This is a genomic window from Sorangium sp. So ce185 (assembly GCF_051526825.1).
GTDB lineage: Bacteria > Myxococcota_A > Polyangia > Polyangiales > Polyangiaceae > Sorangium > Sorangium cellulosum_D.
In genome coordinates this window covers 7,633,070-7,654,834 of sequence record NZ_CP150316.1, presented here as the reverse complement: position 1 = coordinate 7,654,834, position 21,765 = coordinate 7,633,070, and the positions used below count along the sequence as shown (strand labels likewise).

The following is a 21,765-nucleotide window of genomic DNA, read 5'->3' as shown; positions in this document are numbered from 1 at the left end:
ATCGGCGCCGAGTTCGTCTACTCACGTTGTAAGCAAGCTCATGCGAGATCTCAGGTAACACGGGGAGCCGAGATGCGCGTGGGAGACGTCATCGACCGTCGCTTCCGGCTCGAGGGCCTCGCCAGCTCCGGCGGGATGGGCGACGTCTACCGCGCCATCGATCTGGCCGCGAACGAGCCGGTGGCGCTCAAGGTCCTGCAGCGCCGCGGGCTCCAGGAGGCGATCCGGTTCGCGCGCGAGGCCGAGGCGCTCGAGGCGCTCACCGCGCTGCGGCACGCGGGCATCGTGCGCTACGTCGCGCACGGCGCGACCGACACGGGGCAGCCCTACCTCGCCATGGAGTGGCTCGCCGGCGAGACGCTGACCGAGCGCCTCGCCAGGCGGTCGCTCTCCGTCCGCGAGACCCTCGCGCTCGCCTCCAGGGTCGCCTCGACGCTCGGCGTCGTCCACCGCGCCGGCATCGTCCACCGCGACCTCAAGCCGAGCAACCTGCTCCTCGTGGGCGGCGTCGTCGAGGGGGTCACCCTCATCGACTTCGGCGTGGTGCGCCTCGGCGCCATCGACCGGCACCTCACCATGCCGGGCACGATGCTCGGCACCCCGGGCTACATGGCGCCCGAGCAGGCCCGCAGCGAGCCGAACATCGACGCCCGCGCCGACGTCTTCTCGCTCGGCTGCGTGCTCTTCAAGTGCCTCACCGGGCGCTCGGCGTTCCAGGGCGCCGACGGGCTCTCGGTGCTCATCAAGGTCATCCTCGAGGACCCGCCGCGGCTCCGCGAGCTCCGCGGCGACATCCCCGAGGCGCTCGACGACCTCGTCGCGCGCATGCTCGCGAAGCCGCCGAACGAGCGGCCCAGGGACGGCGACGCGGTCGCGGCCGAGCTCCTCGAGCTCGACGACCTCGGCGCGGGCGCCGTGAGCAGCCGCCCGTCGAACACCCTGCGCGGCAGCGAGATCACCACGAACGAGCGCAAGATGATGTGCCTCGTGCTCGCCCGCGACGTGACCGGCGACGCCGAGGCGACGCGCTCCCAGGAGGAGGACCTGGAGCGCAGCAAGGCGCTCATCGCCGTGGCCGAGCGCTACCAGGGCGAGCTCGAGATCCTGGAGTCGCGCTCCCCGCTCATCGTGCTCTCCGCCAGCGGGGCGCCGACCGACCTCGCGGCCCAGGCCGCGCGCTGCGCGCTCGCCCTCAACGCGCTGCTCGGCTGCGTGCCCGTCGCGCTCGTGACCGGCCGCGCCGAGATCTCCTCGCGGCTGCCGGTCGGCGAGCTCATCGACCGCGCCGTCCACCTCCTGCCGCCGGCCCACGCCCCGGCCGGCGCGGACGCCGTCCGCATGGACGAGGTGACCGCGGGGCTGCTCGGCTCCCGGTTCGACATCACCCGCGACAAGGGCGGCCTCCGCCTGCACGGCGAGCGCGAGGCGCTCGCCACGACGCCGCCGCTGCTCGGCAGGCCGACGCCGTGCGTCGGGCGCGACCGCGAGCTCGCCCTGCTCGAGGCCGCGTTCGCGCACTGCGTCGACGAGTCGACGCCGAGCGCCGTGCTCGTGACCGCGCCCGCGGGCGCCGGCAAATCCCGCCTCCGCACCGAGCTGCTCCGCCGCCTCCGCGACCGCGGCGAGGAGATGGAAGTGTGGATCGGGCGCGGCGACCCCATGGGCGCCGGCTCGGCCTTCGCCCTGCTCGCGTCGGCGCTCCGGCGCACGATCGGCCTGTTCGACGGCGAGCCCATCGAGGCGCGGCAGCACAAGATCCGCGCGCGCGTCGCGCGGCACGGCCGGGGCGAGTCCCCGCGCACCGCGGCGTTCCTCGGGGAGCTCATGGGCGTGCCGTTCCCCGACGGCGACAGCGTGCAGCTCATGGCGGCGCGGCGGAACCCCGTGCTGATGAGCGACCAGATCCGCCTCGCCTGGGAGGACCTCCTGCGCGCCGAGTGCTCGGCGCGGCCGGTGCTGCTCGTGCTCGAGGACCTGCACTGGGGCGACCTGCCGAGCGTGATGCTGGTCGACTCGGCGCTGCGCAACCTCGGCGACCAGCGGCTGATGGTGCTCGCGCTCGGCCGGCCCGAGGTGCGCGAGCTCTTCCCGAAGCTCTGGGCGGGGCGCGGCGTGCACGAGGTGCAGCTCTCGGGGCTGCCGCGCCGCGCGAGCGAGCGGCTCGTGCGCCAGGTGCTCGGCGAGGACGTCGCGCCGGAGCTGCTCACGATGATCGTCGACCGCGCCGACGGCAACGCGTTCTACCTGGAGGAGCAGCTCCGCGCGGTCGCCGACGGCAAGGGCGCCGACCTGCCCGAGACGGTGCTGGCGATGGTGCAGGCGCGCATCGAGGCGCTCGACATCGAGGCGCGGCGCGTGCTGCGGGCGGCGAGCATCTTCGGGCAGACGTTCTGGCAGGGCGGCGTCTCGGCGCTCGTGGGCGGGGCGCAGGTGGCGCCGAAGCTCGTCGAGCTGGAGCAGCGCGAGGTCATCGCGCGGCGCGGCGAGGGGAGCCTCCCCGGCGAGGTCGAGTACAGCTTCCAGCACGCGATCGTCCGGGAGGCGGCCTACGGGATGCTGACCGAGGGCGATCGGCGGCTCGGGCACCGGCTGGCGGGCGAGTGGCTCTCGCGCGCGGGCGCGGCGGACGCGATGGCGCTCGGCGAGCACTTCGAGCGCGGCGGCGAGCTGTCGCGGGCGGCGGCGGCCTACTGCCGCGCGGCCGAGCAGGCGCTCCGGGCGCAGGACCTCGCCGCCGCCGTCGAGCGCGCCGAGCGCGGGGTCGCGTGCGGCCCGACGGCGCAGACGCTGGGCGCGCTGCGCCTCGTGGAGGCCGAGGCGCACGTCTGGCGCGGGGAGCTCGCGCTCGCGGAGCAGCGCGGCGTCGAGGCGGTGGAGCGGCTGCCGGCCGGCTCGGCGCCGTGGTTCTCGGCGATCAAGCAGGTGGCGGTCGCCGCGGGCAAGCTCGGCGGCTTCGAGCGGGTGGAGCGCTGGATGGGCGTGGCGCAGGCCGCCGAGGCGGAGGCGGAGGGCGCGCTCGTGGAGAAGCACATGTGCCTCGTCGAGGGCGCGCTCCTGCTCGTGTTCGGGGGGCGCTACGCGTTCGCGGACGCGCTGATCGAGGCGGTCGAGGGCGACGGGACCGACCTCGCGGAGCGGGAGGTCGAAGTGGAGGCGCGGCTGCACGAGGTGCGGTCGATCCGGGCGCTCGTGAACGGCGACCCCGGCGCCTGCCTGAGGGGCCTGTCGTCGGCGCTCGCGGCGTTCGAGCGGGCGGGCGATCGCGGCAACGCCTGCGCGGTCCGCATGAACGTGGGCTACATGCACGCGGAGCTCGGCGATTTCGCGGGCGCGGAGGAGGTGCTGCGCAGCGCCCTCGCGGCCGCGGAGCGGATGGGGCTGCACGAGCTGGCCGCGGCGACGCTGAGCAACCTGGGGCACGTGCTCGGCTACCGGGGGCGCATCGAGGAGGCGCAGCGGACCGCGCGGGAGGCGATCGCGCTGTCGCAGCGGCTCGGGGATCCGCGCCAGGAGGGGAGCGCGCGGACGTACCTCGCGCGGATCGCGCTGCTCGCCCGGGATTATGAGGCCGCGGAGCGGGAGGCGAGGACGGCGGCGGAGATCTTGCAAAGCGCTCCGCCGCTGCGCGCGGCGGCGGTGGCGGCGCGGGCGCGGGCGCTCCTCGGCCTCGGGAGGTACGACGAGGGGCTCTCGGCGGCGGGGGAGGCGTTCTCGATGCTGGAGGGGATCGGGGCGATCGAGGAGGGGGAGTCCGCGGTGCGCCTCGTCTACGCCGAGGCGCTGGAGGCGAACGGGATGGAGGCCGACTGCGCGGCGGTGATCGCGGCGGCGCGGGAGAGGCTCCTGGAGAGGGCGGGGAAGATCAGCGATCCGGTGTGGCGGGAGCGGTTCCTCACCGTGCCGGACAACCAGAAGACGCTCGCGATGGCGGAGCGGTGGGTGGGGTAGGCAAAGGTTCGCGTGCTCCTCGTGGAGCACCGCGAGGGAGGTGAGACTCGATATGACGAATGCGCTCGCCAAGTCGACGCGTCCTCGCCACCTGGTGGCGAAGCTCCTCGAGCAGCCGGATCTCGTGCGGCTCGTGCAGGGGCTCGAGGCGCCGGTCCTCACCCGGCTGATCCACCACATCGGCCTGGAGGACGCGGGGGAGATCGTCGCGCTCGCGACGACCGAGCAGCTCAAGGGGATCTTCGACGAGGACCTGTGGCGCAGCGAGCGCCCGGGCAAGGACGAGGCGTTCGACGCGGATCGGTTCGCCCTCTGGCTCGAGGTGATGCTCGAGGCCGGCGAGGCGTTCGCGGCGCGGAAGATCGCCGAGCTCGACGAGGATCTCGTCACGCTGGCGCTGTGCAAGCACGTCCTCGTGATCGACATCGACGGGCTCAGCGTGCAGATGTCGAGCTCGGAGCGCTCGGACGACGACGATCTCGTGGACAAGGCGCTCGAGAGCTGCCTGTATCAAGAGTTCGAGGAGTTCCGCATCATCGCCAAGGACCACCGGAGCTGGGATCCCATCCTCCAGGTCCTTGTCGAGCTCGACAGGGAGCACCACGCGCTCCTGCGGGCGCTGCTCGAGCGGTGCTGCGCCATCTCCACCGAGATCATCGAGGAGTCCGGCGGGCTCTACGACGTCCTCACCTCCGAGGAGATGCTGGAGTCCGACGTCGCCGCGGACCGGGAGGACCGGCGCGAGCAAGAGGGGTTCGTCGCGCCGTCCGCGGCCGTGAGCTTCCTCAACCTGGCGCGGGTCACGCCGCTCGACGAGATCCTCGGGGCCCGGACGTACGATGCCGTCACGCGCGCGCATTTCCGGGCGGCGGCGGCGAAGGCGCGGCCCCCGGCCGCGGCGGCCCGGCGGCCGGTTTCCGGCGCGGAGAAGGGCGCGCCGGCCGCGGAGGACCTCCAGAGCTTCCTCGAGGTGCTGCGCGAGGCGGACATCGTGCCGCCCGCGGCGGAGGCGCGGCTCCTCACGGCCGGCGCGCCGCGCGAGGGGGAAGACCTCCTGTTCACGTCGGCGATGCGCGAGGCGATGGCGCGCGACGCGGAGCTCTACGGGAAGCGGCTCCTGGAGCTGAGCTACCTCGTGAACGTCCTCATCTCCGGGTGCAGCCACGACGGCCGCGCGTTCCGGCCGTTCGAGGCGGCCGAGGCCGTGCTCTGCACCTGCAGCCTCGGGCTCGAGCGCCTCCTCGGAGAGCGCGCGGGGCGCAAGAAGCCGGGCGCGGACGAGCTCGCGTCGGCGATGACCGAGCACGACGCGGTGAAGATGTTCATGGCCGGGTGGCACCTCCTGCACCACGAGGTGGTGCTCTTCGCCGCCGGCGCGCTCCGGAAGGCGCTGGCCAGGCTGGTCGCCGACCAGCCCGACGGGCAGGCGGCCCGGGAGATCGAGCGCGTGGCCGCCGGGCTCGCGGCGGACGCCGACGCGGGCAAGCCGTGGCGCTCGCGCGGCAAGCTCGATCGGATCGAGCGCGCGCTCGGGGCCGAGGCGACGGCGACCTACCGCGCGCTCCTGGACGAGCTCCCGACGCTGCCCGACGGCGCGGTCGAGGGGGCGCAGGCGGGGGGCGCGCAGCGCTCGCGGTTCGTCTCGAGCGGCGCGCAGATCCGGGCCATCCAGGCGATGCTGGCGCGGCCGGAGGGGAGCGGGGCGAAGGCCGCCCCGCGCGCGGCCGGCGCCGCTGGGCGCGAGGCGAAGGCCGCCCCGCGCGCGGCCGGCGCCGCTGGGCGCGAGGCGAAGGCCGCCCCGCGCGCGGCCGGCGCCGCTGCGCCCGCCAAGGCGCGCAAGCGCGCGCAGCCCGGCGCGGGCCGCCGGAAGTAGGGGCTCGGCCACCGCCGCGGGTCGTGCTCAAATTTGCCCGGAGAGAGTTCACATGAAGGCGGGAAGGCGGGAAGAACATTGATCTTTCTTCCCGCCTTCCCGCCTTCATGTTCAATTTTGAGCACTGCCCCGCAGCGCCGCCTCCAGGGCGGGGCGGCGGCGCGCGATCAGCCCTCGCGCGGGGGCGCCTCGGGCAGGCCGGCGTTCTTGCGGAGCGTGGCGATGAGGCGGTCCAGCGCCTCGCGGTAGCCCTTCTGGGCCGCGGCGATGCGCTCCTCCATCGTCGCGTCGATCTCCTTCACCTGGGTCGCGGACGAGTCGAGCATCGCCTTGCTGCGCCCGAGCTCCTCGATGCGCTCGTCCGACGCCTTCTTCTCCTCGTCGGTGCGCCGGCCCGAGGCCTGGAACGCGCGCTCCGCGGCCACGGCCTCGTCGATCGACGCCTTGATCGCCTCGATCTCCTCGAGCATCCGGCGGAGCCGGAGCTTGTGCTCGACCATGTCGACGTGGACGGTGTAGCTCGCGAAGCTCACGGCGTCGGCCTGCCGCTCGAGCGCCGCGGCGTTCTCCTTGCCGAGCGAGGCGCGGTGGCGCTCGATGGTGCGGTGCGCCTCGTTGCGATCGCGGACGTACTTCTCGAGCTGGCGCGCGACGCCCTCCTCGAGCGCGTGCGCGGTGGCGCCGGTGACGTCGGCGTCGCACCCCTTCTGCTTGACGACGTACTGCGCGGCGCCGCTCACCTTGCGGGTGAGCTCCTCCTGGTTCTCGTTGAAGAACTCCATGGCGCCGTTCACGACGCGCAGGCGCTCGACGTAGTCGTAGCTCTTGCCCGCCGCGTCCGCCTGCTCGACGACCTCGACGGCCACCTTCCAGTCCGGCTTCTTGAGCTCGCCCGGGTAGCCCTGGAACTGGCCCGTGGCGCGCTTCGCGAGGTCCTCGCGCTCGCTGAACGACGTGGCCGTGGCCTGGAGCTCGGCCGGGTAACGCTCGGCGTAGCCGCTCTGGTGGGCCGAGGAGGCGATCTCGGGCTCCGGCTTGGGGGCGCTGCAACCGAGCGCGAAGAGGTGGCCGGCCAGGAAGAGCGCGCCGGCGACGAGGCGAGGTCGGTTCATGGGCGCAGGCCTATAGCCCAACTCCGCCCCCGCCGGGCGCGCTCCGCGCAGCCCGCGCAGCGGCTCGGCGCGCGCGAGGTGCGACGCGTCATGTGGTGTGGGTCACGCACGGTCAGGTGTGTGTCCGCCAGGGCTCGCAGGGCGGATCGGGCGATTGCGCCCGCTCGATGGGGCGCAACGCACCTGGAGCGACGGACGGAGGGAACGTCGCATCACCGAAGGAGCGCGAGCCGCCGAGACGCCAGGAGCGCCCAGGCGACGGTGCCGCCTGAGCCGACTGCGCCCTCCGGCCCATCGCCGCACGTGATGCCATCACCGTTGTTGTCCAGGCCGTCGCCGCACACCTCCTCTGCTCCCGGATGCACCGACGGAAGGTCGTCGCGGTAGTCCAGCGCTTGGTCACCCATCCAGATCGCAGTCCGATCGCGATTTGTTGTGGACCAGCAGGCCCTCAGCAAAGTAATTCCGCTCCGGGCCATCGATCGTCAGGTTGAAGACATCCACCTTGCCGGCCGACGGCGCGGGGCGGTGCGCCGTCACGGAGAGCTCGCGGACGTCCGCCGAGCCGAGCCACGCCAGGAGCCGAGTCCCTTCGCGCAGCGCGCCCGCGTCGACCCACGCGCCGCGCGCGGCGTCGTAGAAGGGGTGCTCGGCCGTCACGCCGGCGACGACCAGCTCCCCCGCGGCGACGTGGAGGACCTCGGTGGCCCGCGCGCGGAGCACCCGCGCCACCCTGCGCACCACCGGCGCGCGCCGCTCGAGGCTCAGGCTGAAGACCTCGTCCCCCACGTCGAGATCCTCGATGCGCCGGAAGCCCCGCGGCGTCACGATCCGCGTGCCGCGCACGAAGCAGCTGTCCGATCCGCGCGCCGCCCCCGCCATCAACAGCCCGAGCCCCGCGATAGGCCGCCACATCGCTCTCATCATCGTCCCTCCTTCAGGACGGCCGGACCCTACCCGTCGTCCGCCGGGGAGACGAGCCCCAAAGCAGAGGGTTGCGCGCCCCACATCCGCGCGCGCGCCGCGCGTCGCGCACCGCTGGACATCGCGCAGGACGCTGGAACTGCTTCCCTTTTCGCCGCGTCCTTGGCATCGTCGCGGCCCGCTCTGCGCGCACGGCGGCGCCCGAGGCGCGCGAGGGCGGTTGTTCTTCTTTTATCTCGGCATGGCGAGCGCCGGAGCCGATCACGGCGGCGTCGATCACCTTCGCGAGAGGATGTGCGGCATGGGAGCTTTGAAAGACAAGGTCGTCATCGTCACGGGCGCGAGCGCGGGCATCGGCAGGGAGACGGCCGCCGCGCTCGCGGCCGAGGGCGCGAAGGTCGTCGCGAGCGCGCGGCGCGAGGGGCAGGGGCGCGAGCTGGTGGCCGCCGTCAAGGACCGCGGCGGGGAGATCACCTGGGTCACCGCCGACATGCGCGTCGAGCGCGACGTCGAGGCGCTCGTGGACGCCGCGGTCTCCACGTATGGCCGCCTCGACGGCAGCTTCAACAACGCCGGGGTCGGCTTTCTGGCGCCGTTCGTCGAGATGAGCAACGAGGACTACGACCAGTTCCTGGACACGAACCTCCGCGGCGTCTTCTGGTGCATGAAGTACCAGATCAAGGCCATGCTCGCGGGGGGTGGGGGCTCCATCGTCAACTGCGCCTCGGTGGCCGCGTCGCGCTCCTTTCCCGGGCTCTCGGCCTACGCCGCGTCCAAGGCCGGCCTCGTCGCGCTCTCGCGCGGCGCCGCGGTCGAGGTCGCGCAGAAGGGCATCCGTATCAACACGGTGAGCCCCGGTATCATCGAGTCGGAGATGGCCACGGCGGGCTGGCGCCTCGACGATCCCCAGGGGCGCGCCTTCGCCTCGTCGCTCCACGCCATGAACCGCGTCGGCAAGCCGGCAGAGGTGGCCGCGGCGGTCGCGTTCCTCCTCAGCGACAAGGCCTCGTTCGTCACGGGCCAGGACATCATCGTCGACGGCGGCCTCGTGCCGGCCGCGTGGCCCGCGGGCTACGCGGGCGGGGGCTGAGCCGCGCTCCTGCGCGGCCGCCCCGCCCGATCGCCGGTCTATGCGATGATGCTCATGGGGATGGCCCCGCTCGGCGCGGCCGGCGTGAGCGGCCGATCGCCGGCGCGCGCCGGCACCTCGCGTGCACGCAGCGGGTCGGAGCGCGCGTGTGCGGGGGATGCACGGCGCGCGGCGATGGAGGGGAACCATGGGGCGCGATGACGAGGAGCGGCCCGAGCCGCAGGCGCAGGGCAAGGGGCGCGTCGACGAGGTCGATCAGTCGAAGGGGATCTTCCGGCTCGACGGGCCGCATCCCAAGGATGCCGAGCTCCGCGCGCCGGGCACGCTCGGCGGCGGTCCTTACGAGGAGTCCGGGCGCGGCGGCCCTGCGGGCTCGCTCGAGCCGCGGGATCCCAGCCCCGCGCCCGCGGGCGAGGCGGCCCCGCCGGAGGAGCCGCCGGCGCAGGACGGCGACGCGGCCGACGAGGCGCGGCCGGTGGCGGGCGCGCTGCCGCAGCACGAGGAGCGGAGCGCCGAGGAGCGCAGGGCCGCCGGGCAGGGGTAACACGGGGCCGGCGCGACCGCGGGGCTCGAGTCCTTCGCCCGGCCGGACCAGGGGCGAGCGCGCCGGCGCCTCGCGCGCTCAGCGCGGGGCCGCGGCGCTCGCGACGCCCAGGGCGACGTATTTGCTGAGGGTGCCGAGCACACCCATCTTGTCGCGGAAGTTCTTCATGAGCCGATCGGGCAGGATCAGCTCGTCGAACAGGAAGCCGCCGAGCGCCGACAGCGCGCCCGTGAGCGGGCCGCTGCGCTTCCCGGTCGCGTCGAGCGCCTTCTCGTAGCCGATGCCCCAGGCGAGCAGGCCCCCGGCCAGCACCGCGACGCCGGCGGGCGTGACGACCGGATCGAACCGGTCGCTCGCGCGGCGCCCCCCGAGCCCGACGGCCGTGGCCATGGCGTTCATGGAGGCCCAGGGCGACCCGCGCTTGAGGGTCGACGCTGCCATCATCGTGCACATCGTCGCCGCCGTCAGCGCGGCGCCGGTCCGCAGCCCGCGCGTGACGATCTCGCTCATGCGGGCCCCCTGCTGAGGGCGCTGCGCCGCCGCGCGGGGCGCCTCGGGGGGCAGGGCCGTCGCCTCGGGGGGCAGGGCCGTCGCCTCGGGAGGCAGGGCCGTCGCCTCGGGCGGCAGGGCGCTCGCCCGAGCGGGCGGAGACGCCGCCTCGGCCGGCACAGCCGTCTCGGGCGGCAGGGCGCTCGCCTCCGGCGGAAGTGCGGTTGTCTCGATACGGGGAGACATCCCCTCGGAGGGGGGGACCAGCGCCGCGGGCTGGTCGGCCTCCGTGCCCCCTTGTCGGCCTACATGGAGATAGTCCTCGCGACCATCATGGTAGGTGTAAGGGACCGGCTTGGGACCCTGGTGCTCCGGCTCCGGCGTTCCTGCGGCGCGTTCCGGGTTCATTCGATTCTCCATCTGACACCTTTCGACGATTTCTTCGAAACCTAGGATCCGCGGCGGGTGCCAACTCCGTGCCAGCGCCGCGTCAGCCAGTCCACGGGGCCAGGACACCGCCCCGAGCGCGATCGACCCGGGCTCCCCGCGGCCGCGCGGACGCGCCCGTACCGTCCCGCTGGCCCGGCCGACCCGACCTCGTCCGCGCGCGCCCGTGGTTTGGCCCTCGCATGGTGCTGCGCCCAGGAGGACCCCATGAGCACGGCGCGCCCGCTCGATCTCGACGCTCCCACGAGGACATTGCGCGCCGTGAAGACGGCCGGTGTGCTCTTCGGGTTGGGGGCGGGCGGGCTGATCGATGGAATCCTGTTCCATCAGCTCCTGCAGTGGCACCACCTGATCTGCTTCAGCTGCCATCCGGGCGCGACCATCGACGACGTGCGGAGGAACATCTTCGCAGATGGCCTGTTCAGCGCTGTCGCATTCGGTCTCACCGTGGCAGGAGTCCGCAAGCTCTGGGGCGCGCTGCGCAGCGGCGGCGCCCTGCTGCCGGGGCGGATCCTCCCCGGCGCCGCCGCCGTGGGCTGGGGACTGTTCAACCTGGTCGAGGGCGTGATCGATCATCACCTCCTCCAGATTCACCACGTCCGTCCAGGCCCAGGTCAGCTGGGTTGTGATCTCGCCTTCCTCGCGTCCGGGGGCTTGCTCGTGCTCGGCGGCCTGCGCCTGATGCGCGCGGCGCCGCGCGGCGCGCGCGCCGGGCTGTCAGCGGGATGAGGGGGCGCGGCGGGGCGAGGGCCGGCGCCGGGTAGGGGTCGACCTTGCCCAGGGAGAGTCCACACGAAGGCGGGAAGGCGGGAAGAACATTAGTGTTTTCTTCCCGCCTTCCCGCCTTCATGTTCAAATTTGACCACCACCGCCGTGAGCGGCAGCGGTACGGCGAGCGTGGTCATCGGATCGCCCTCCGCGACGGCCGCGCCCGCGTCGCCCTCCGCGGCAGAGGTCATGTCGAGCGACGCCGTGGTCTCGCCCCCCGGGGCCGGCGCGGCCGCCTCGACCGAGCTGCCGAGCTGCTCGCCGCCCGGCCACGCCAGCGCGAGGGACGGAGCGCTCGACGCGGGCTCGCTCGCGCGGCGCTCGGCCTTCATCATCGACGGGTCGAGCGCGGTGCCGCCCGTGAGCAGCGGGCGCATCGCCGCCAGCATGGCCGCGGCGCTCGGGTAGCGCGCCGAAGGATCCAGCGCGAGCGCGCCGTGGAGGACCGCCGCGACCTCGACCGGGACCCACGGGGCGATCTCGTGGAGCGGCAGCGGCGGCGTGCTGCAGATCGTGTAGACGAGCTTCCCGAGCGTGCCGACCTGCTGGTACGGGGCGTGGCCGGCGAGGGCGCAGTAGAGGGCGCTGGCGAGCGACCAGAGGTCGGTGCGGTGATCGACGTCGCGGCCGCTCTGCACCTGCTCGGGCGACATGTACAGCGGCGAGCCGAGCACGCTGCCGGTGTGCGTCAGCCCCGTCGTATGCGCCACGGCCAGCGGATCGGCCAGGATCTTGGCGATGCCGAAATCGAGGATCTTGACCGTGAGCGACCCGTCCGGGCGCCTCGCCAGGAAGAGGTTCGCCGGCTTGATGTCGCGGTGGACGATGCGCGCCTCGTGCGCCTTGTGCAGGCCCGCGAGCGCCTGGGCGCCGATGCGCAGCACCACGTCGGGCGGGAGGGGCCCGACCGCGTCGATGCGCTGCTGGAGATCCTTCCCGTGGAGGCGCTCCATCGCGATGTACGAGGTGTCCGTCTCCGCGTCGGTGCCCGCGTCGAGCACCTGCACGATGTGCTCGCTGTCGATCGCGCTCGCGGCCCGCGCCTCGCGGCGAAGGCGCTTCACCCCCTCGCTGCCGGGCAGGAGGTGGCGCGTGCTCAGGACCTTGATCGCGACGCGCAGCTGCGTGGTCGTGTGCTCCGCCTCGTACACGGAGCCCATCCCCCCCTCGCCGAGGAGGCGCACGAGCTTGTATTTGCGGTCAATCGTCTGGCCGATCAATCGCAGTGCAGCCTAGCGAAGCGACCCTGGTGCGGCAACGACGTCTCCCGTGGACGGGCGCGCCGCCGGCGCGCTGGCGAGACACGCGCGAGACACGTGCGAGACACGTCAACAGCGCTCGCCCTCTCGAGCCGCGCGGCGCTCCAGAGGTCGGTCGCCGAGCCGGGGAGATGGGTCGCGGCGCGGCGCCGCGCTCCGCGCCATCACCGCTCCGCCCGCGCGGGGCCGCCCTCGCCCCACGCCATCTCCGCGAGGCGGTGCAGCAGGGACAGCGAGGGCGGCTGCGCGCCCGCCTCGCGCGGCGGGAACGCGCACGTCAGCTGGACCACGGCGAACGGCGCCCTCCTGGCGATGAGCAGCTCGCAGTGGCCGCTGAACGCCGCGGGGCTCCGGGGCCAGGCGAGGGGGGCGAGCGAGAGCCCGTCGGGGAGCTCGGCGAGCGCGCGCCCGAGGTCGTCGAGCTCCTCGGGCGCGAGGCGCCGCTCGCGCGGCTCGGCCGCGCCGCCGCCGCCCGGGTGGAGCAGCGCGTGCCCGCTGGCCTGCGAGCGGAACGGGCCGTCGGAGGACGGCGAGAGCGAGAGCTCGACCTTGACCCAGCGGCGCCCGCCGCCGGCCGGCGCGATGCCTTCGAGGACGAGGAGCCAGTCCGGCGCCGGCCGGCGCGCCATCGCGCGCCTCGCCCAGCGCCGCTGCGCGTGGCGCTGCGCCCAGGGGAAGAGCCCCGCGTGCCACGCGCGGAACGCGAGCTCCTCGCGGTACGCCGCGCCGGGGAGCCACGATTGGGCCGCCCCGAGCGACTCCCACACCGCGAGCCCCGCCGCGAACGCCGGGCCCACGCTGATGCACTGGACCAGCCCGGGGATGCAGGCGGCCGCCGCGGCGAGCACGGCGCCCCCCGCCGCGGCCGACGCGACCAGCTGGACCGCCCCGAGCCCGAGCTCCCACGGATGGCTGCCCTGGCACAGCTGCCGCAGCTCGGCGGTCGTCAGCTCGCTCGGGTCGCGCACGTCGCAGGCCGCTCTGGTCATATCCCTCGTCGCCGCCCCGGGCTCGGCCCGCAGCCGAGCGCTCCCAGCATACCGCGATCCGGCGGCGCGCGCCGTCAATCTGCGTCGCCGCCGGGGGCGTCAATCTGCGTCGCCGCCGGGGGCGGCGACGATGGGGCCGACCGCGGCCTTCGTCGCGCGCAGGTAGTCGCCGGGGGCGATGAGGATCTGGGTGCCCCGCACGCCGGCCGAGATGGAGACGACATCGAAGAGCTCGATCGTCTCGTCCGCGTAGACCGGATAGGCCTTCTTCGCGCCGAGCGCGGTGACCCCGCCGCGGACGTAGCCCGTGAGCGGCTGGACCTCCTTGAGGGGCACGGTGTCGACCTTCCGGTCTCCGGTGAGCCGCGCGATCGCCTTGAGGTCGAGCTGGGCGTTGCCCGGCACCACCGCGAAGCAGACGCCGTGGCGGTCGCCGCGCGCCACCAGCGTCTTCCACACCTGCTCCGGCGGCAGGCCGATCTTCCTGGCCACGGTGCTCGCGGTCAGGTCGCTCGGATCGACCTCGTAGGTGCGCAGCTCGTACGGGACGCCGAGGCTGTCGAGGATGCGCGCCGCGTTGGTCTTCATGCGGGGCATGCTATACGCGCCGGCCGGGCCGATGACGACCGAGAAGAAGCTCCCCGAAGGCCGGCTGAACCGCTTCGTCCGCCTCGCGGGCCTCGGCGCCCGCGCGGGGGCGGCGCACCTCCTCGCGCGGCGGGGCGACGCCGCCGCGGACGCCGCGGCGCACGTCGCCGAGGTGCTGGGCACGATGCGCGGGCTCGCCGCGAAGGTCGGCCAGATGGCGAGCTACGTCGACGGCTTCATCCCCGAGCCGCAGCGCGAGGCGTACGAGGCCGCGCTGCGCTCCCTCCGCGCCGCCGCGCCGGCGTCCTCGCCCGCGGCCGTCCGCGCGGTGGTCGAGGAGGACCTCGGGGCCCGGGTCGACGAGCTCTTCGCGGCGTGGGACGACGCGCCGTTCGCGAGCGCTTCCATCGGCCAGGTGCACCGCGCGGCGCTCGCGGACGGGCGCGAGGTCGCCGTGAAGGTCCAGCACCCGGGGATCGACCGGGCGCTCGCGAGCGACCTGGAGAACGCCGGCATGATCCGGGCGATGGTGGGCGCGGTGGCGCCCAAGGCGCTCGACTCGAGGCGCGTGCTCGAGGAGGTCCGGGCGCGGTTCCTCGAGGAGCTCGACTACACCCTCGAGGCGGAGCGACAGCGGTATTTCGCGGGCGTTCACCGGGGCGATCCGACGATTCACATCCCCGAGGTCATCGCGTCTCGCTCGTCGCGCCGCGTGCTCACGGCCGAGCTCGCGCGCGGCGCGACCCTGGAGGAGGCCGCGGCGCGCGACGAGCGCACCCGGCGCGCCCATGCCGAGGCGCTCTGGCGCTTCGTCTTCAAGGGCAACCTCGTCGGCGGGATGTTCAACGCGGATCCCCACCCGGGCAACTACCTCTTTCACGCGGACGGGCGGGTCACGTTCCTCGATTTCGGCTGCGTGGAGCCGCTCGACGGCGCGCGGCTCGAGCACGGGCGCGGGATGCACCTCGCGGCGCTGCGGAAGGACGAGGCGGCGTTCGCGCGGCACGCGGCGCTGATCCTGGGGACGCGCGGCGGGCGGTTCGAGGAGATGTCGCTCGCGTACACGCGGCGGTGCTTCGAGCCGCTGTTCCGCGCGCCGTTCCGCGTCACGCGGGCTTACGTGACGAGCCTGGTGGAGGGCGTGAAGGCGATCAAGGAGCAGATCCTGGTGAAGGACAGCGGGTTCGTGCAGCTGCCGCCGGGCATGGTGTTCTTGAACCGGCTCCAGTTCGGGTTCTACTCGGTGCTCGCGCGGCTCGACGTGGAGGTCGACTACGCCGCGGTCGAGCGGGCGTTCCTGCGGGAGGCGGGGCTGCTCGAGTAAGGCTGCGCGCGCGTGCGCGACCCGGCGCATGCGCGACCCGCTGGCGGGGGCGCGTCGGAGAGCGGCTCGACGGCTTCTGCCGGGAGCGGTCGGCGCTATAACGGGCGGTCGCGGCCCTTGATCGGGGCAGGCCTTGGAGGGTCACATGAACAGACTCGCTCATCGAAGGACAATCGCCGCGCTCGCCCTGCTCGCCGCCGCTTGTGGCGGGTCGTCGGACGACGCGCCCGACGACGGGAGCGGCGGGACGACGGCGTCAGGCGCGGGCGGCGGCACGACAACGTCAGGCGCGGGCGGCGGCACGACCGCCTCCAGCGGGACGACCGCGCCGGAGGGCGAGATCCTGGCGCTCGAGATCGTCGAATGGCACCAGGACGAATCGGCGCTGCGGGTCTCGTTGGTCCTCAGGAATCAGGATACGTCGCCGCTCCCGGTGACGCCGGAGAGCTTCTCCGTGACGAGCTCGGATGGGTTCTCGCTCGGCTGGGTGCCCTTCCGATGGATCACGAATCCGTGCCCGGCGGTGAATCTGCCGTCCTCTGGCTCCTTGCGCTGCGAGATGGGCTTCAGCAAGAGCGCCGAGCAGGAGCCGGCGCGGCTGGTGTTCGCCGCGCTCGACGGGCGCCAGATCGAGACCCCATTTCCGGCCGAGTCGCCCATCACGCCGGACAACATCTGCTCCCACTTCAGCTTCGAGGGTCGTTGCTACGAATGCACGACCGAGTGCAGGCTGTACGATTCCGTCTGCACCTCGGAGGAGGACTGGATCAACCTCGACAGGCTTCTCTTCTCTGCGGGGGCCGCTTGCACCGAAGGTGCTCCCCTCCTGAGCGAGGCCTGTTTCGACGGGCTGCTGACGTGCATACGGGACGGGTGCGTCGAGGACTGCGGGTTCCACCCCTGATCCACGAGGCGCCCGACCGCGGGAGCGCGCCTCGGCTCCCCGCCTGCCGGCAGCCGCGCGCGACCATCCTCTCGGCCCGCCCTCAGCCGCGCTGTCGGGCGAGCTGCTCGATGACCGCGATGAGCCGCTCCGGCTCGATCGGCTTGGCGAGGTACGCGGCGAACCCCGCCGAGAGCGCCCGCGCCCGGTCATCGTGGCGGGCGTACGCCGTGAGCAACGCGGCCGGAAGCGGCCGGTCGCCCCGCTCGCCCTCCAGCGCCCTCAGGCGGCGGAGCAGCTCGTAGCCGTCCATCCCCGGCATGCCCAGGTCGCTCAGCAGCACCTGCGGCCTCTCCGCGGGGCTCGCCGCCGGCTCCAGCGCTTCCAGCGCCGCCTGGGGCGACCCGACGGCCGTCACCTCGGCCCCCTGCGCCTCCAGCGTGCAGACCAGCACCTCCCGCGTGTCGCTGTCGTCCTCGACCAGGAGCACCCGGATCCCCGCCAGCGGCCGCGCGGACGCGGCGGCTCCGACCTCGGCCGGCGCGGCGGCCCCCTCCCGCGGAGCCGCCGCGGCAGGCCGCCGTGGAACCGCCGCGGCAGGCCGCCGCGGAGCCGCCGCGGCAGGCCGCCGCGGAGCCGCCGCGGCAGGCCAGGCGGCGCGGGATCCGGCGTCGCGGGGCACGGCGTCGGCCAGGGGGAGCGCCACCGTGAACACCGCGCCGAGCCCCTCCCCGCGGCTGTCCGCGGACAGCGTGCCGCCGTGCAGCTCGACGAGCTGGCGGCAGATGGCCAGCCCGAGCCCGAGCCCCCCCTGCCGGCGCTGCGTCGCCGCGTCGTGCTGCCGGAAGCGCTCGAAGACGTGCGGCAAGAGCTCGGGGCGGATGCCGCGGCCCGTGTCGGCGACCTCGATGCGGACCTCGCCGCCGTCGCGCCGGGCCGAGAGCCGCACCCGCCCGCCCGGCGGGGTGAACTTGACGGCATTGCTCAGCAGGTTCCAGAGCACCTGCTGCATCCGCTCGGGATCGACGCGCGCCCGGCCGAGCCCGGCAGCGAGCGCCGCGTCGAGCTGGATGCGCCTGGCCTCCGCCGCGGGGCGGACCACCTCGACGGCCGCCTCGGCGACCTGCGCCAGATCCACGTCCTGCAAGCTCAGCCGGAGCTTGCCCGAGGCCATCCGCGCCAGGTCGAGCAGGTCCTCGACGAGCCGCGACTGCGCGCGGGCGCTGCGCTCGATCGCGAGGAGCCCGCGCGCCACGTCCTGCGCGCTCGCCGGATTGCTGGTGAGCTGGCGGGTCCACAGCAAGATCGCGTTCAGCGGGGTGCGGAGCTCGTGGGACACGTTCGCGAGGAACTCGTCCTTGACCCGCGACGCGTCCTCCACCTGCTGCCGCGCCGTCTCCGCGGCCTGCCGCGCGGCCCGCTCGCGCTCGACGAGGTCGCGGACCTCGAGCTGCCGCCGGCGCGCGCGGAGCGCCGCCTGGACGGCCGTCACCAGGGTCAGCTCCCGGACCGGCCGCTCCAGGACCGTCACGTTGCCGGCCGAGCGCAGCGCCGCGACGGCCTGCGCGCTGCGGAGCGCGAGCGGCTCCGCGCCGGCCAGCAGCAGGACGGGCAGATCCGACCACGAGGGCTGCGCGGTCAGCGCCGCGAGCAGGGCCGACACGGCCATCGGCGAGAGCGCCTCCTCGGTCAGCAACGCGGCGCCGGCGCCGTCCAGCAGGCCTGTCGCGAGCTCGTCCGCGCGGCCGCACCGGGCGGCCTCGATCCCGGCCCGGCCGAGGACCTGGCAGAGCAGCGGGGTGTCCCGCCCGACCGGCGCCAGCACGAGGACGCGCTCGCTGCAGTCCGCGGCGCCGCCGTCACCCACCGCCGCCGTCCTCCTCGCCGGGCGCCTGGCGCCCGCCGCCGTCGCGGCGCCGAGCCCGGTCGGTAGGCACCGGATTCCCGCTGAGGATGCTGTGCAGGTGCCTCAGCGGCTCCTCCCCGACATGCACGCCCCCGGGGCTGATGCTGAGCTCCCGGATCGTCGTGTCGTGCTCGCCCTGGCGCTTTTTGACGGCCGTTAGGCACCGGCGGATGCGCCCGTCGGACTCGAACATTTGCAGGACGATGATCGAGTCCGACAGATAGCTGACGTCCACCGGCTGTCTGGACCCGATGCCCATCAACCATTCATGGGACGTGACCAGGATCGTGAGCACCCCGCTGCGGTTCAGGAAATTGAGCAGCTCGTACAGCTGCACCGGGAGCATCGACGTGTCCGCCATCGCATTGAAGTAGCCCATGAGGCTGTCGATCACGATGAGCCTGGCCCTGCGGTCTTCCACGGCCGCGCGGAGCTTGTGCGCGAACTCGCCCGGGGTGATATCGGACGTCCTGACGTGCTCGATCGTCATCCGGCCGCTGTCCAGGTAGGACTGGAGGTCGAGCCCCACGTTCGTCGACCGCGCCTTGAACGTCTCCGGGCGCTCCTCGAGGAGGAAGATGGCGCCCCCCACGCCCGCCCGGGCGGCCGCCTCGGCGTAGACCGCGGCGAGCGTGCTCTTGCCGGAGCCGGCCGGACCGATGAAGAGGCAGGTGGTGCCGTGCTCCAGCCCGCCCCCGAGCAGGTCGTCCAGCGGCCCGAGGCCGCTTCGAATCTGCCGGAACTCGTCGTACTCCTCGGAGTGGCGCATCCCGAGGCGCGGATAGACCACGATCCCGCCCGTCTGGATCCGGAAATCGTGGTATCCGCCCTGGAACGGGACGCTGCGCACCTTGAGCACCCGGAGGCGCCGGCGGACCTCGCCGTAGTCCGGCGCCCGCTGCTCCAGGTGAATCACGCCGCCGGTCAGGCTGTAGAACTCGGTGCTGCCGTGGCTGTCCAGCTCCGGCTCCAGCGACCCTTCGCCGACGAACAGCGCCGTGCACCCGTACCCGGCCAGGAACTGCCGGAGCGCCACCATCTCTCGGTGGAACCGCGACCTGCTGCCCGCCAGCAGGCCGAGCACGCCGATCGAGTCGAGCACGACGCGGCGAGGCCGGGCGTCCTCGACTGCCTGGCGCAGCCGCCGGGTGAGCTCGCCCAGCTCGACCTCGGCCGTGTGCAGGACCGTCTGCTCCGGGGCGAGCTGATCGGCGATATCGCCCAGCGACAGGTCGTGCACGGCCACGCCCTCCAGCGACCACCCGTGCGAGCGGGCGATCGCCTCGAGTCCTCTCTTGGTCTGGGCGAGCGTGATGTACAGGCCGCTCTCGCCAGCCCTCTCGCCGGCGAGCAGGAATTGCAGCACGAGCGTGGTCTTGCCGGTCCCGGAGCCGCCCTGGACGAGGTGCACCTCTCCGCGCGGGAAACCACCTCTCAGGATCTCGTCCAGACCGTCGACACCCGAGCTCGCCTGTCCGTCGCGGAGCTCGGTTGGATGGTTCGGTTGACGCTCCATCCAGGCAATATGGGTTGCTCTCTGGTGCGTGTCCCACGGGGGCACGGGGCGTGTGGGGCTCGGGAGGTCGTTTCAGCGCGGGCGGCGGTCGTGGAAGAGGAGCATCTCGATCGTGCCGGCCTCGCGGAGCCACGGCTGGTCGTGCGGGCCCGGCAGGACGCGGAGCGCGTGGGGGATCGAGCGCTTCGCGAGCTGCGCGGCGAGGGCGGCGTTCGCGTCGTGGAACGGGTCGCCCTTGCTGGTGAGCAGGTGGAGATCGCGCGGGCCGGCCGCGGCGACGGCCCTGGCGAGCCGGTCGGCGTAGGCGGGGGCGCGGTGGGCGCTGATGGCCGACTGCACGCCGCCCCAGGCGCCGAAGAGCTCGGGTCTGCGGAGGAAGACCTCGATACCGACGAAGCCGCCGAGGGAGCAGCCGTCGAGCGAGGTGCGGGCCGCGTCGTCGAACACGGGCGCCTCGGCGCGGGCGCGGGGCAGGACCACCTCCGCGAGCCAGCGCGCGTAGCCGTCGAGCGCCGCGGAGGGGTTCGGGGCCTTGTGGACGTTGGGCGTGTACGGGCACGCGATCGCCAGGCCCCGGAACGGCCGCGCCGCGATGGCAGCGTTGACCTCGGCGAGCCGCGCGTCGGTCCAGTCCTTGCGGCGCGACGTGCGCCCGAGCGGCGGGCGGCGGAGCCGCTCGTAGGAGGACCCGAGGCCGTAGCGCTCGAGCCACGCGAAGGCGCCGAGGCGCTCGTCGCCGGTCTCGCCGAGGCCGTGGAGGAGCACGAGCAGCGGCGCGCGCTCACCCGGGGCGAGGTGCCTCGGGACGAGCAGCGTGAACCGCCGGCCGAGGGCGCGATCGCCGGGGACCTGGAGGTCGCGGACGTCGAAGGCCGGCGGGGCGGAGGGCGCCGGAGGCGGCGGCGCAGCGGACGGGAGGCCGGCCGGGTCGGCGAGGGCGGTGCGCGGGGCGAGGGCGGCGGCGCAGAGGGCGAGGAAGGGGCGCCGGGGGAGGAGCATGGGGGGAGTGTCGCAGCTCGGCTGCCCCGGGCCAGCTTGTCGGGCCTCCACAGGGATCTCGAGGGTCTCCGGCGGCTGACAGGAAATGACCGAGGCGCGTCGACGGGGTGGACGCGGCGCGCGCAGAGCGGGTACATCGGGGCGCCCATGGCCACGACGCACGACGCGACCGACGAGACGCACGACGAGGTGGGGCAGGCGCGCCCCGTTCGCCCCGAGGACCAGGACCCGAAGCTGTGGAGGGGCCAGGGGTGGACGGCGCGGGTCATCAAGAACGAGGACGACGACGGGTGGGCCGTCGAGATGACGTGCGACGGCCAGAGCGAGCCCTCGCTGGTGGGGCCATGGACCATGGGGCGCGACAAGAAGAACCCGAAGCCGCTCGACGCGAGCGCGTTCGCCACCCTCGTGAAGACGGCGAACGAGGTGCTGGCGCGGCACGTCCAGCAGCGCCGGGCGCAGCTCCACCGGAACGTGACGGTGGCGGTCGAGGGCGGCGCGCGGGTGCGGGTGGACCTCGACGTGGTGCCCGACGAGGACGACCCCCACGCGATCCTCACCGTGCACGACGCCGCGGGGGAGGTCGTGTCGCGGTCGCGGGTGCCCGCCGACTTCAAGCTCACCACCGAGAGCGCGCGCAGGTGGCTCGAAGGGGGCGTTCCCGAGGCGTGACGGGCGCGCAGCCGGTCATGCGCCCCATCGCCGGTCACGCGCCCTTCCCATCGCCGGTCACGCGCCCTTCGAGGTCGCGGCGCTACGGCCGCGAACGAGCGCGCCGCCGAGCCCCGCGCTCAGCCGGAATGGCCCGGCGTCCAGGCCGGCGGATCGCTCGCCGGGAACGACTCGTCCGACGCCTCGTCCTCGGGCTCGACCGGCGCGTCCGGCGCCTCGCGCGGCGAGAGCGCGCCCCCGCGGTCGACCGGCGTCTCCGGAATCCGCTCCCCGCGCGCCTCCTCCTCCGTCTCCGTCGGCTCGGGGCCGGCCGCGGCGCCCTCGGGCGCTTCCGGCTGTCGCTTCACCGCCGTCTTCTCGCTCGCTTCCATGCGTCCCCCCGCCGCTGCCGTGCCCTCCTCGACAGCTGGAGCCGCCGAGGCGCGCCGCAAGGG

Annotated in this window: 19 protein-coding genes; 8 read left to right on the top strand and 11 right to left on the bottom strand. The window is 74.1% G+C overall.

Going from position 1 to position 21,765, the window contains the following annotated elements; translation table 11 throughout:
- Positions 1-72: 72 nt before the first annotated feature.
- Both WMF26_RS27850 and WMF26_RS27845 read left to right on the top strand, forming a co-directional pair.
- Positions 73-3,948, top strand: a complete 3,876-nt coding sequence (locus tag WMF26_RS27850; RefSeq protein ID WP_437995142.1) for a serine/threonine-protein kinase — start codon at positions 73-75, stop codon at positions 3,946-3,948.
- 52 nt (positions 3,949-4,000) lie between these two features.
- Positions 4,001-5,821: a DUF6178 family protein gene (locus tag WMF26_RS27845; RefSeq protein WP_437995141.1), complete on the top strand. Its 1,821-nt coding sequence runs from the start codon at positions 4,001-4,003 to the stop codon at positions 5,819-5,821.
- Positions 5,822-5,988: 167 nt separating this feature from the next.
- On the opposite strand, the gene WMF26_RS27840 is transcribed toward WMF26_RS27845, so the two are convergent.
- The 3 genes from WMF26_RS27840 to WMF26_RS27830 all read right to left on the bottom strand — a co-directional run bounded on the left by WMF26_RS27840 (position 5,989) and on the right by WMF26_RS27830 (position 7,848).
- The gene (locus WMF26_RS27840; protein ID WP_437995140.1) at positions 5,989-6,933 is read right to left on the bottom strand and encodes a hypothetical protein; all 945 of its coding nucleotides are present in this window, start codon (positions 6,931-6,933) and stop codon (positions 5,989-5,991) included.
- Positions 6,934-7,145: 212 nt separating this feature from the next.
- Positions 7,146-7,340: a MopE-related protein gene (locus tag WMF26_RS27835; protein WP_437995139.1), complete on the bottom strand. Its 195-nt coding sequence runs from the start codon at positions 7,338-7,340 to the stop codon at positions 7,146-7,148.
- Positions 7,333-7,848 (bottom strand): polymorphic toxin-type HINT domain-containing protein, encoded by a 516-nt coding sequence (locus WMF26_RS27830; RefSeq protein WP_437995138.1) that lies wholly within the window; start codon positions 7,846-7,848, stop codon positions 7,333-7,335. Before WMF26_RS27830 ends, WMF26_RS27835 begins: the two co-directional genes overlap by 8 nt.
- Positions 7,849-8,158: 310 nt before the next feature.
- Between WMF26_RS27830 and WMF26_RS27825 the strand changes: the two genes are divergently transcribed.
- Positions 8,159-8,947, top strand: a complete 789-nt coding sequence (locus WMF26_RS27825) for an SDR family NAD(P)-dependent oxidoreductase (protein WP_437995137.1) — start codon at positions 8,159-8,161, stop codon at positions 8,945-8,947.
- 187 nt (positions 8,948-9,134) lie between these two features.
- Positions 9,135-9,491, top strand: a complete 357-nt coding sequence (locus WMF26_RS27820; protein ID WP_437995136.1) for a hypothetical protein — start codon at positions 9,135-9,137, stop codon at positions 9,489-9,491.
- 78 nt (positions 9,492-9,569) lie between these two features.
- Here WMF26_RS27820 and WMF26_RS27815 read toward each other — a convergent pair whose 3' ends face one another.
- Positions 9,570-10,388, bottom strand: coding sequence for a hypothetical protein (locus tag WMF26_RS27815; protein WP_437995135.1), 819 nt, complete (start codon positions 10,386-10,388; stop codon positions 9,570-9,572).
- A 246-nt stretch (positions 10,389-10,634) separates the two neighbouring features.
- Here WMF26_RS27815 and WMF26_RS27810 point away from each other — a divergent pair, with 246 nt between their 5' ends.
- Complete coding sequence (locus WMF26_RS27810) at positions 10,635-11,156, top strand: DUF2243 domain-containing protein (RefSeq protein WP_437995134.1); 522 nt, start codon at positions 10,635-10,637, stop codon at positions 11,154-11,156.
- 89 nt (positions 11,157-11,245) lie between these two features.
- Here the strand turns inward: WMF26_RS27810 and WMF26_RS27805 are convergent, their stop codons facing one another.
- The 3 genes from WMF26_RS27805 to ybaK all read right to left on the bottom strand — a co-directional run bounded on the left by WMF26_RS27805 (position 11,246) and on the right by ybaK (position 14,031).
- Positions 11,246-12,415 carry a serine/threonine-protein kinase gene (locus WMF26_RS27805; protein ID WP_437995133.1) on the bottom strand — a complete coding sequence of 390 codons (1,170 nt, stop codon included), beginning with the start codon at positions 12,413-12,415 and terminating at the stop codon, positions 11,246-11,248.
- 203 nt (positions 12,416-12,618) lie between these two features.
- Positions 12,619-13,443: a hypothetical protein gene (locus WMF26_RS27800; protein WP_437995132.1), complete on the bottom strand. Its 825-nt coding sequence runs from the start codon at positions 13,441-13,443 to the stop codon at positions 12,619-12,621.
- Positions 13,444-13,542: 99 nt separating this feature from the next.
- On the bottom strand, positions 13,543-14,031 hold the full coding sequence (gene ybaK, locus WMF26_RS27795) for a Cys-tRNA(Pro) deacylase (RefSeq protein ID WP_437949172.1): 489 nt from the start codon (positions 14,029-14,031) through the stop codon (positions 13,543-13,545).
- On the opposite strand from ybaK, the gene WMF26_RS27790 reads away from it, so the two are divergent.
- Both WMF26_RS27790 and WMF26_RS27785 read left to right on the top strand, forming a co-directional pair.
- Positions 14,009-15,355 carry an ABC1 kinase family protein gene (locus tag WMF26_RS27790; RefSeq protein ID WP_437995131.1) on the top strand — a complete coding sequence of 449 codons (1,347 nt, stop codon included), beginning with the start codon at positions 14,009-14,011 and terminating at the stop codon, positions 15,353-15,355. The genes ybaK and WMF26_RS27790 overlap by 23 nt on opposite strands.
- A gap of 145 nt (positions 15,356-15,500) precedes the next feature.
- Positions 15,501-16,259 carry a hypothetical protein gene (locus WMF26_RS27785; RefSeq protein WP_437995130.1) on the top strand — a complete coding sequence of 253 codons (759 nt, stop codon included), beginning with the start codon at positions 15,501-15,503 and terminating at the stop codon, positions 16,257-16,259.
- Between the two features lie 82 nt (positions 16,260-16,341).
- On the opposite strand, the gene WMF26_RS27780 is transcribed toward WMF26_RS27785, so the two are convergent.
- From WMF26_RS27780 to WMF26_RS27770, 3 genes are all read right to left on the bottom strand, one after another.
- A complete protein-coding gene (locus WMF26_RS27780; protein WP_437995129.1) occupies positions 16,342-18,105 on the bottom strand; it encodes an ATP-binding protein in 1,764 nt (587 codons plus the stop codon).
- Entirely contained in the window at positions 18,098-19,660 is a 1,563-nt protein-coding gene (locus WMF26_RS27775; protein WP_437995128.1) for an ATPase domain-containing protein, read from the bottom strand. Before WMF26_RS27775 ends, WMF26_RS27780 begins: the two co-directional genes overlap by 8 nt.
- A gap of 72 nt (positions 19,661-19,732) precedes the next feature.
- Positions 19,733-20,659, bottom strand: coding sequence for a hypothetical protein (locus WMF26_RS27770; RefSeq protein ID WP_437995127.1), 927 nt, complete (start codon positions 20,657-20,659; stop codon positions 19,733-19,735).
- A 147-nt stretch (positions 20,660-20,806) separates the two neighbouring features.
- Here WMF26_RS27770 and WMF26_RS27765 point away from each other — a divergent pair, with 147 nt between their 5' ends.
- On the top strand, positions 20,807-21,331 hold the full coding sequence (locus tag WMF26_RS27765; RefSeq protein WP_020737493.1) for a hypothetical protein: 525 nt from the start codon (positions 20,807-20,809) through the stop codon (positions 21,329-21,331).
- A 119-nt stretch (positions 21,332-21,450) separates the two neighbouring features.
- On the opposite strand, the gene WMF26_RS27760 is transcribed toward WMF26_RS27765, so the two are convergent.
- Positions 21,451-21,702, bottom strand: coding sequence for a hypothetical protein (locus WMF26_RS27760; protein WP_437995126.1), 252 nt, complete (start codon positions 21,700-21,702; stop codon positions 21,451-21,453).
- Between the last annotated feature and the right edge of the window lie 63 nt (positions 21,703-21,765).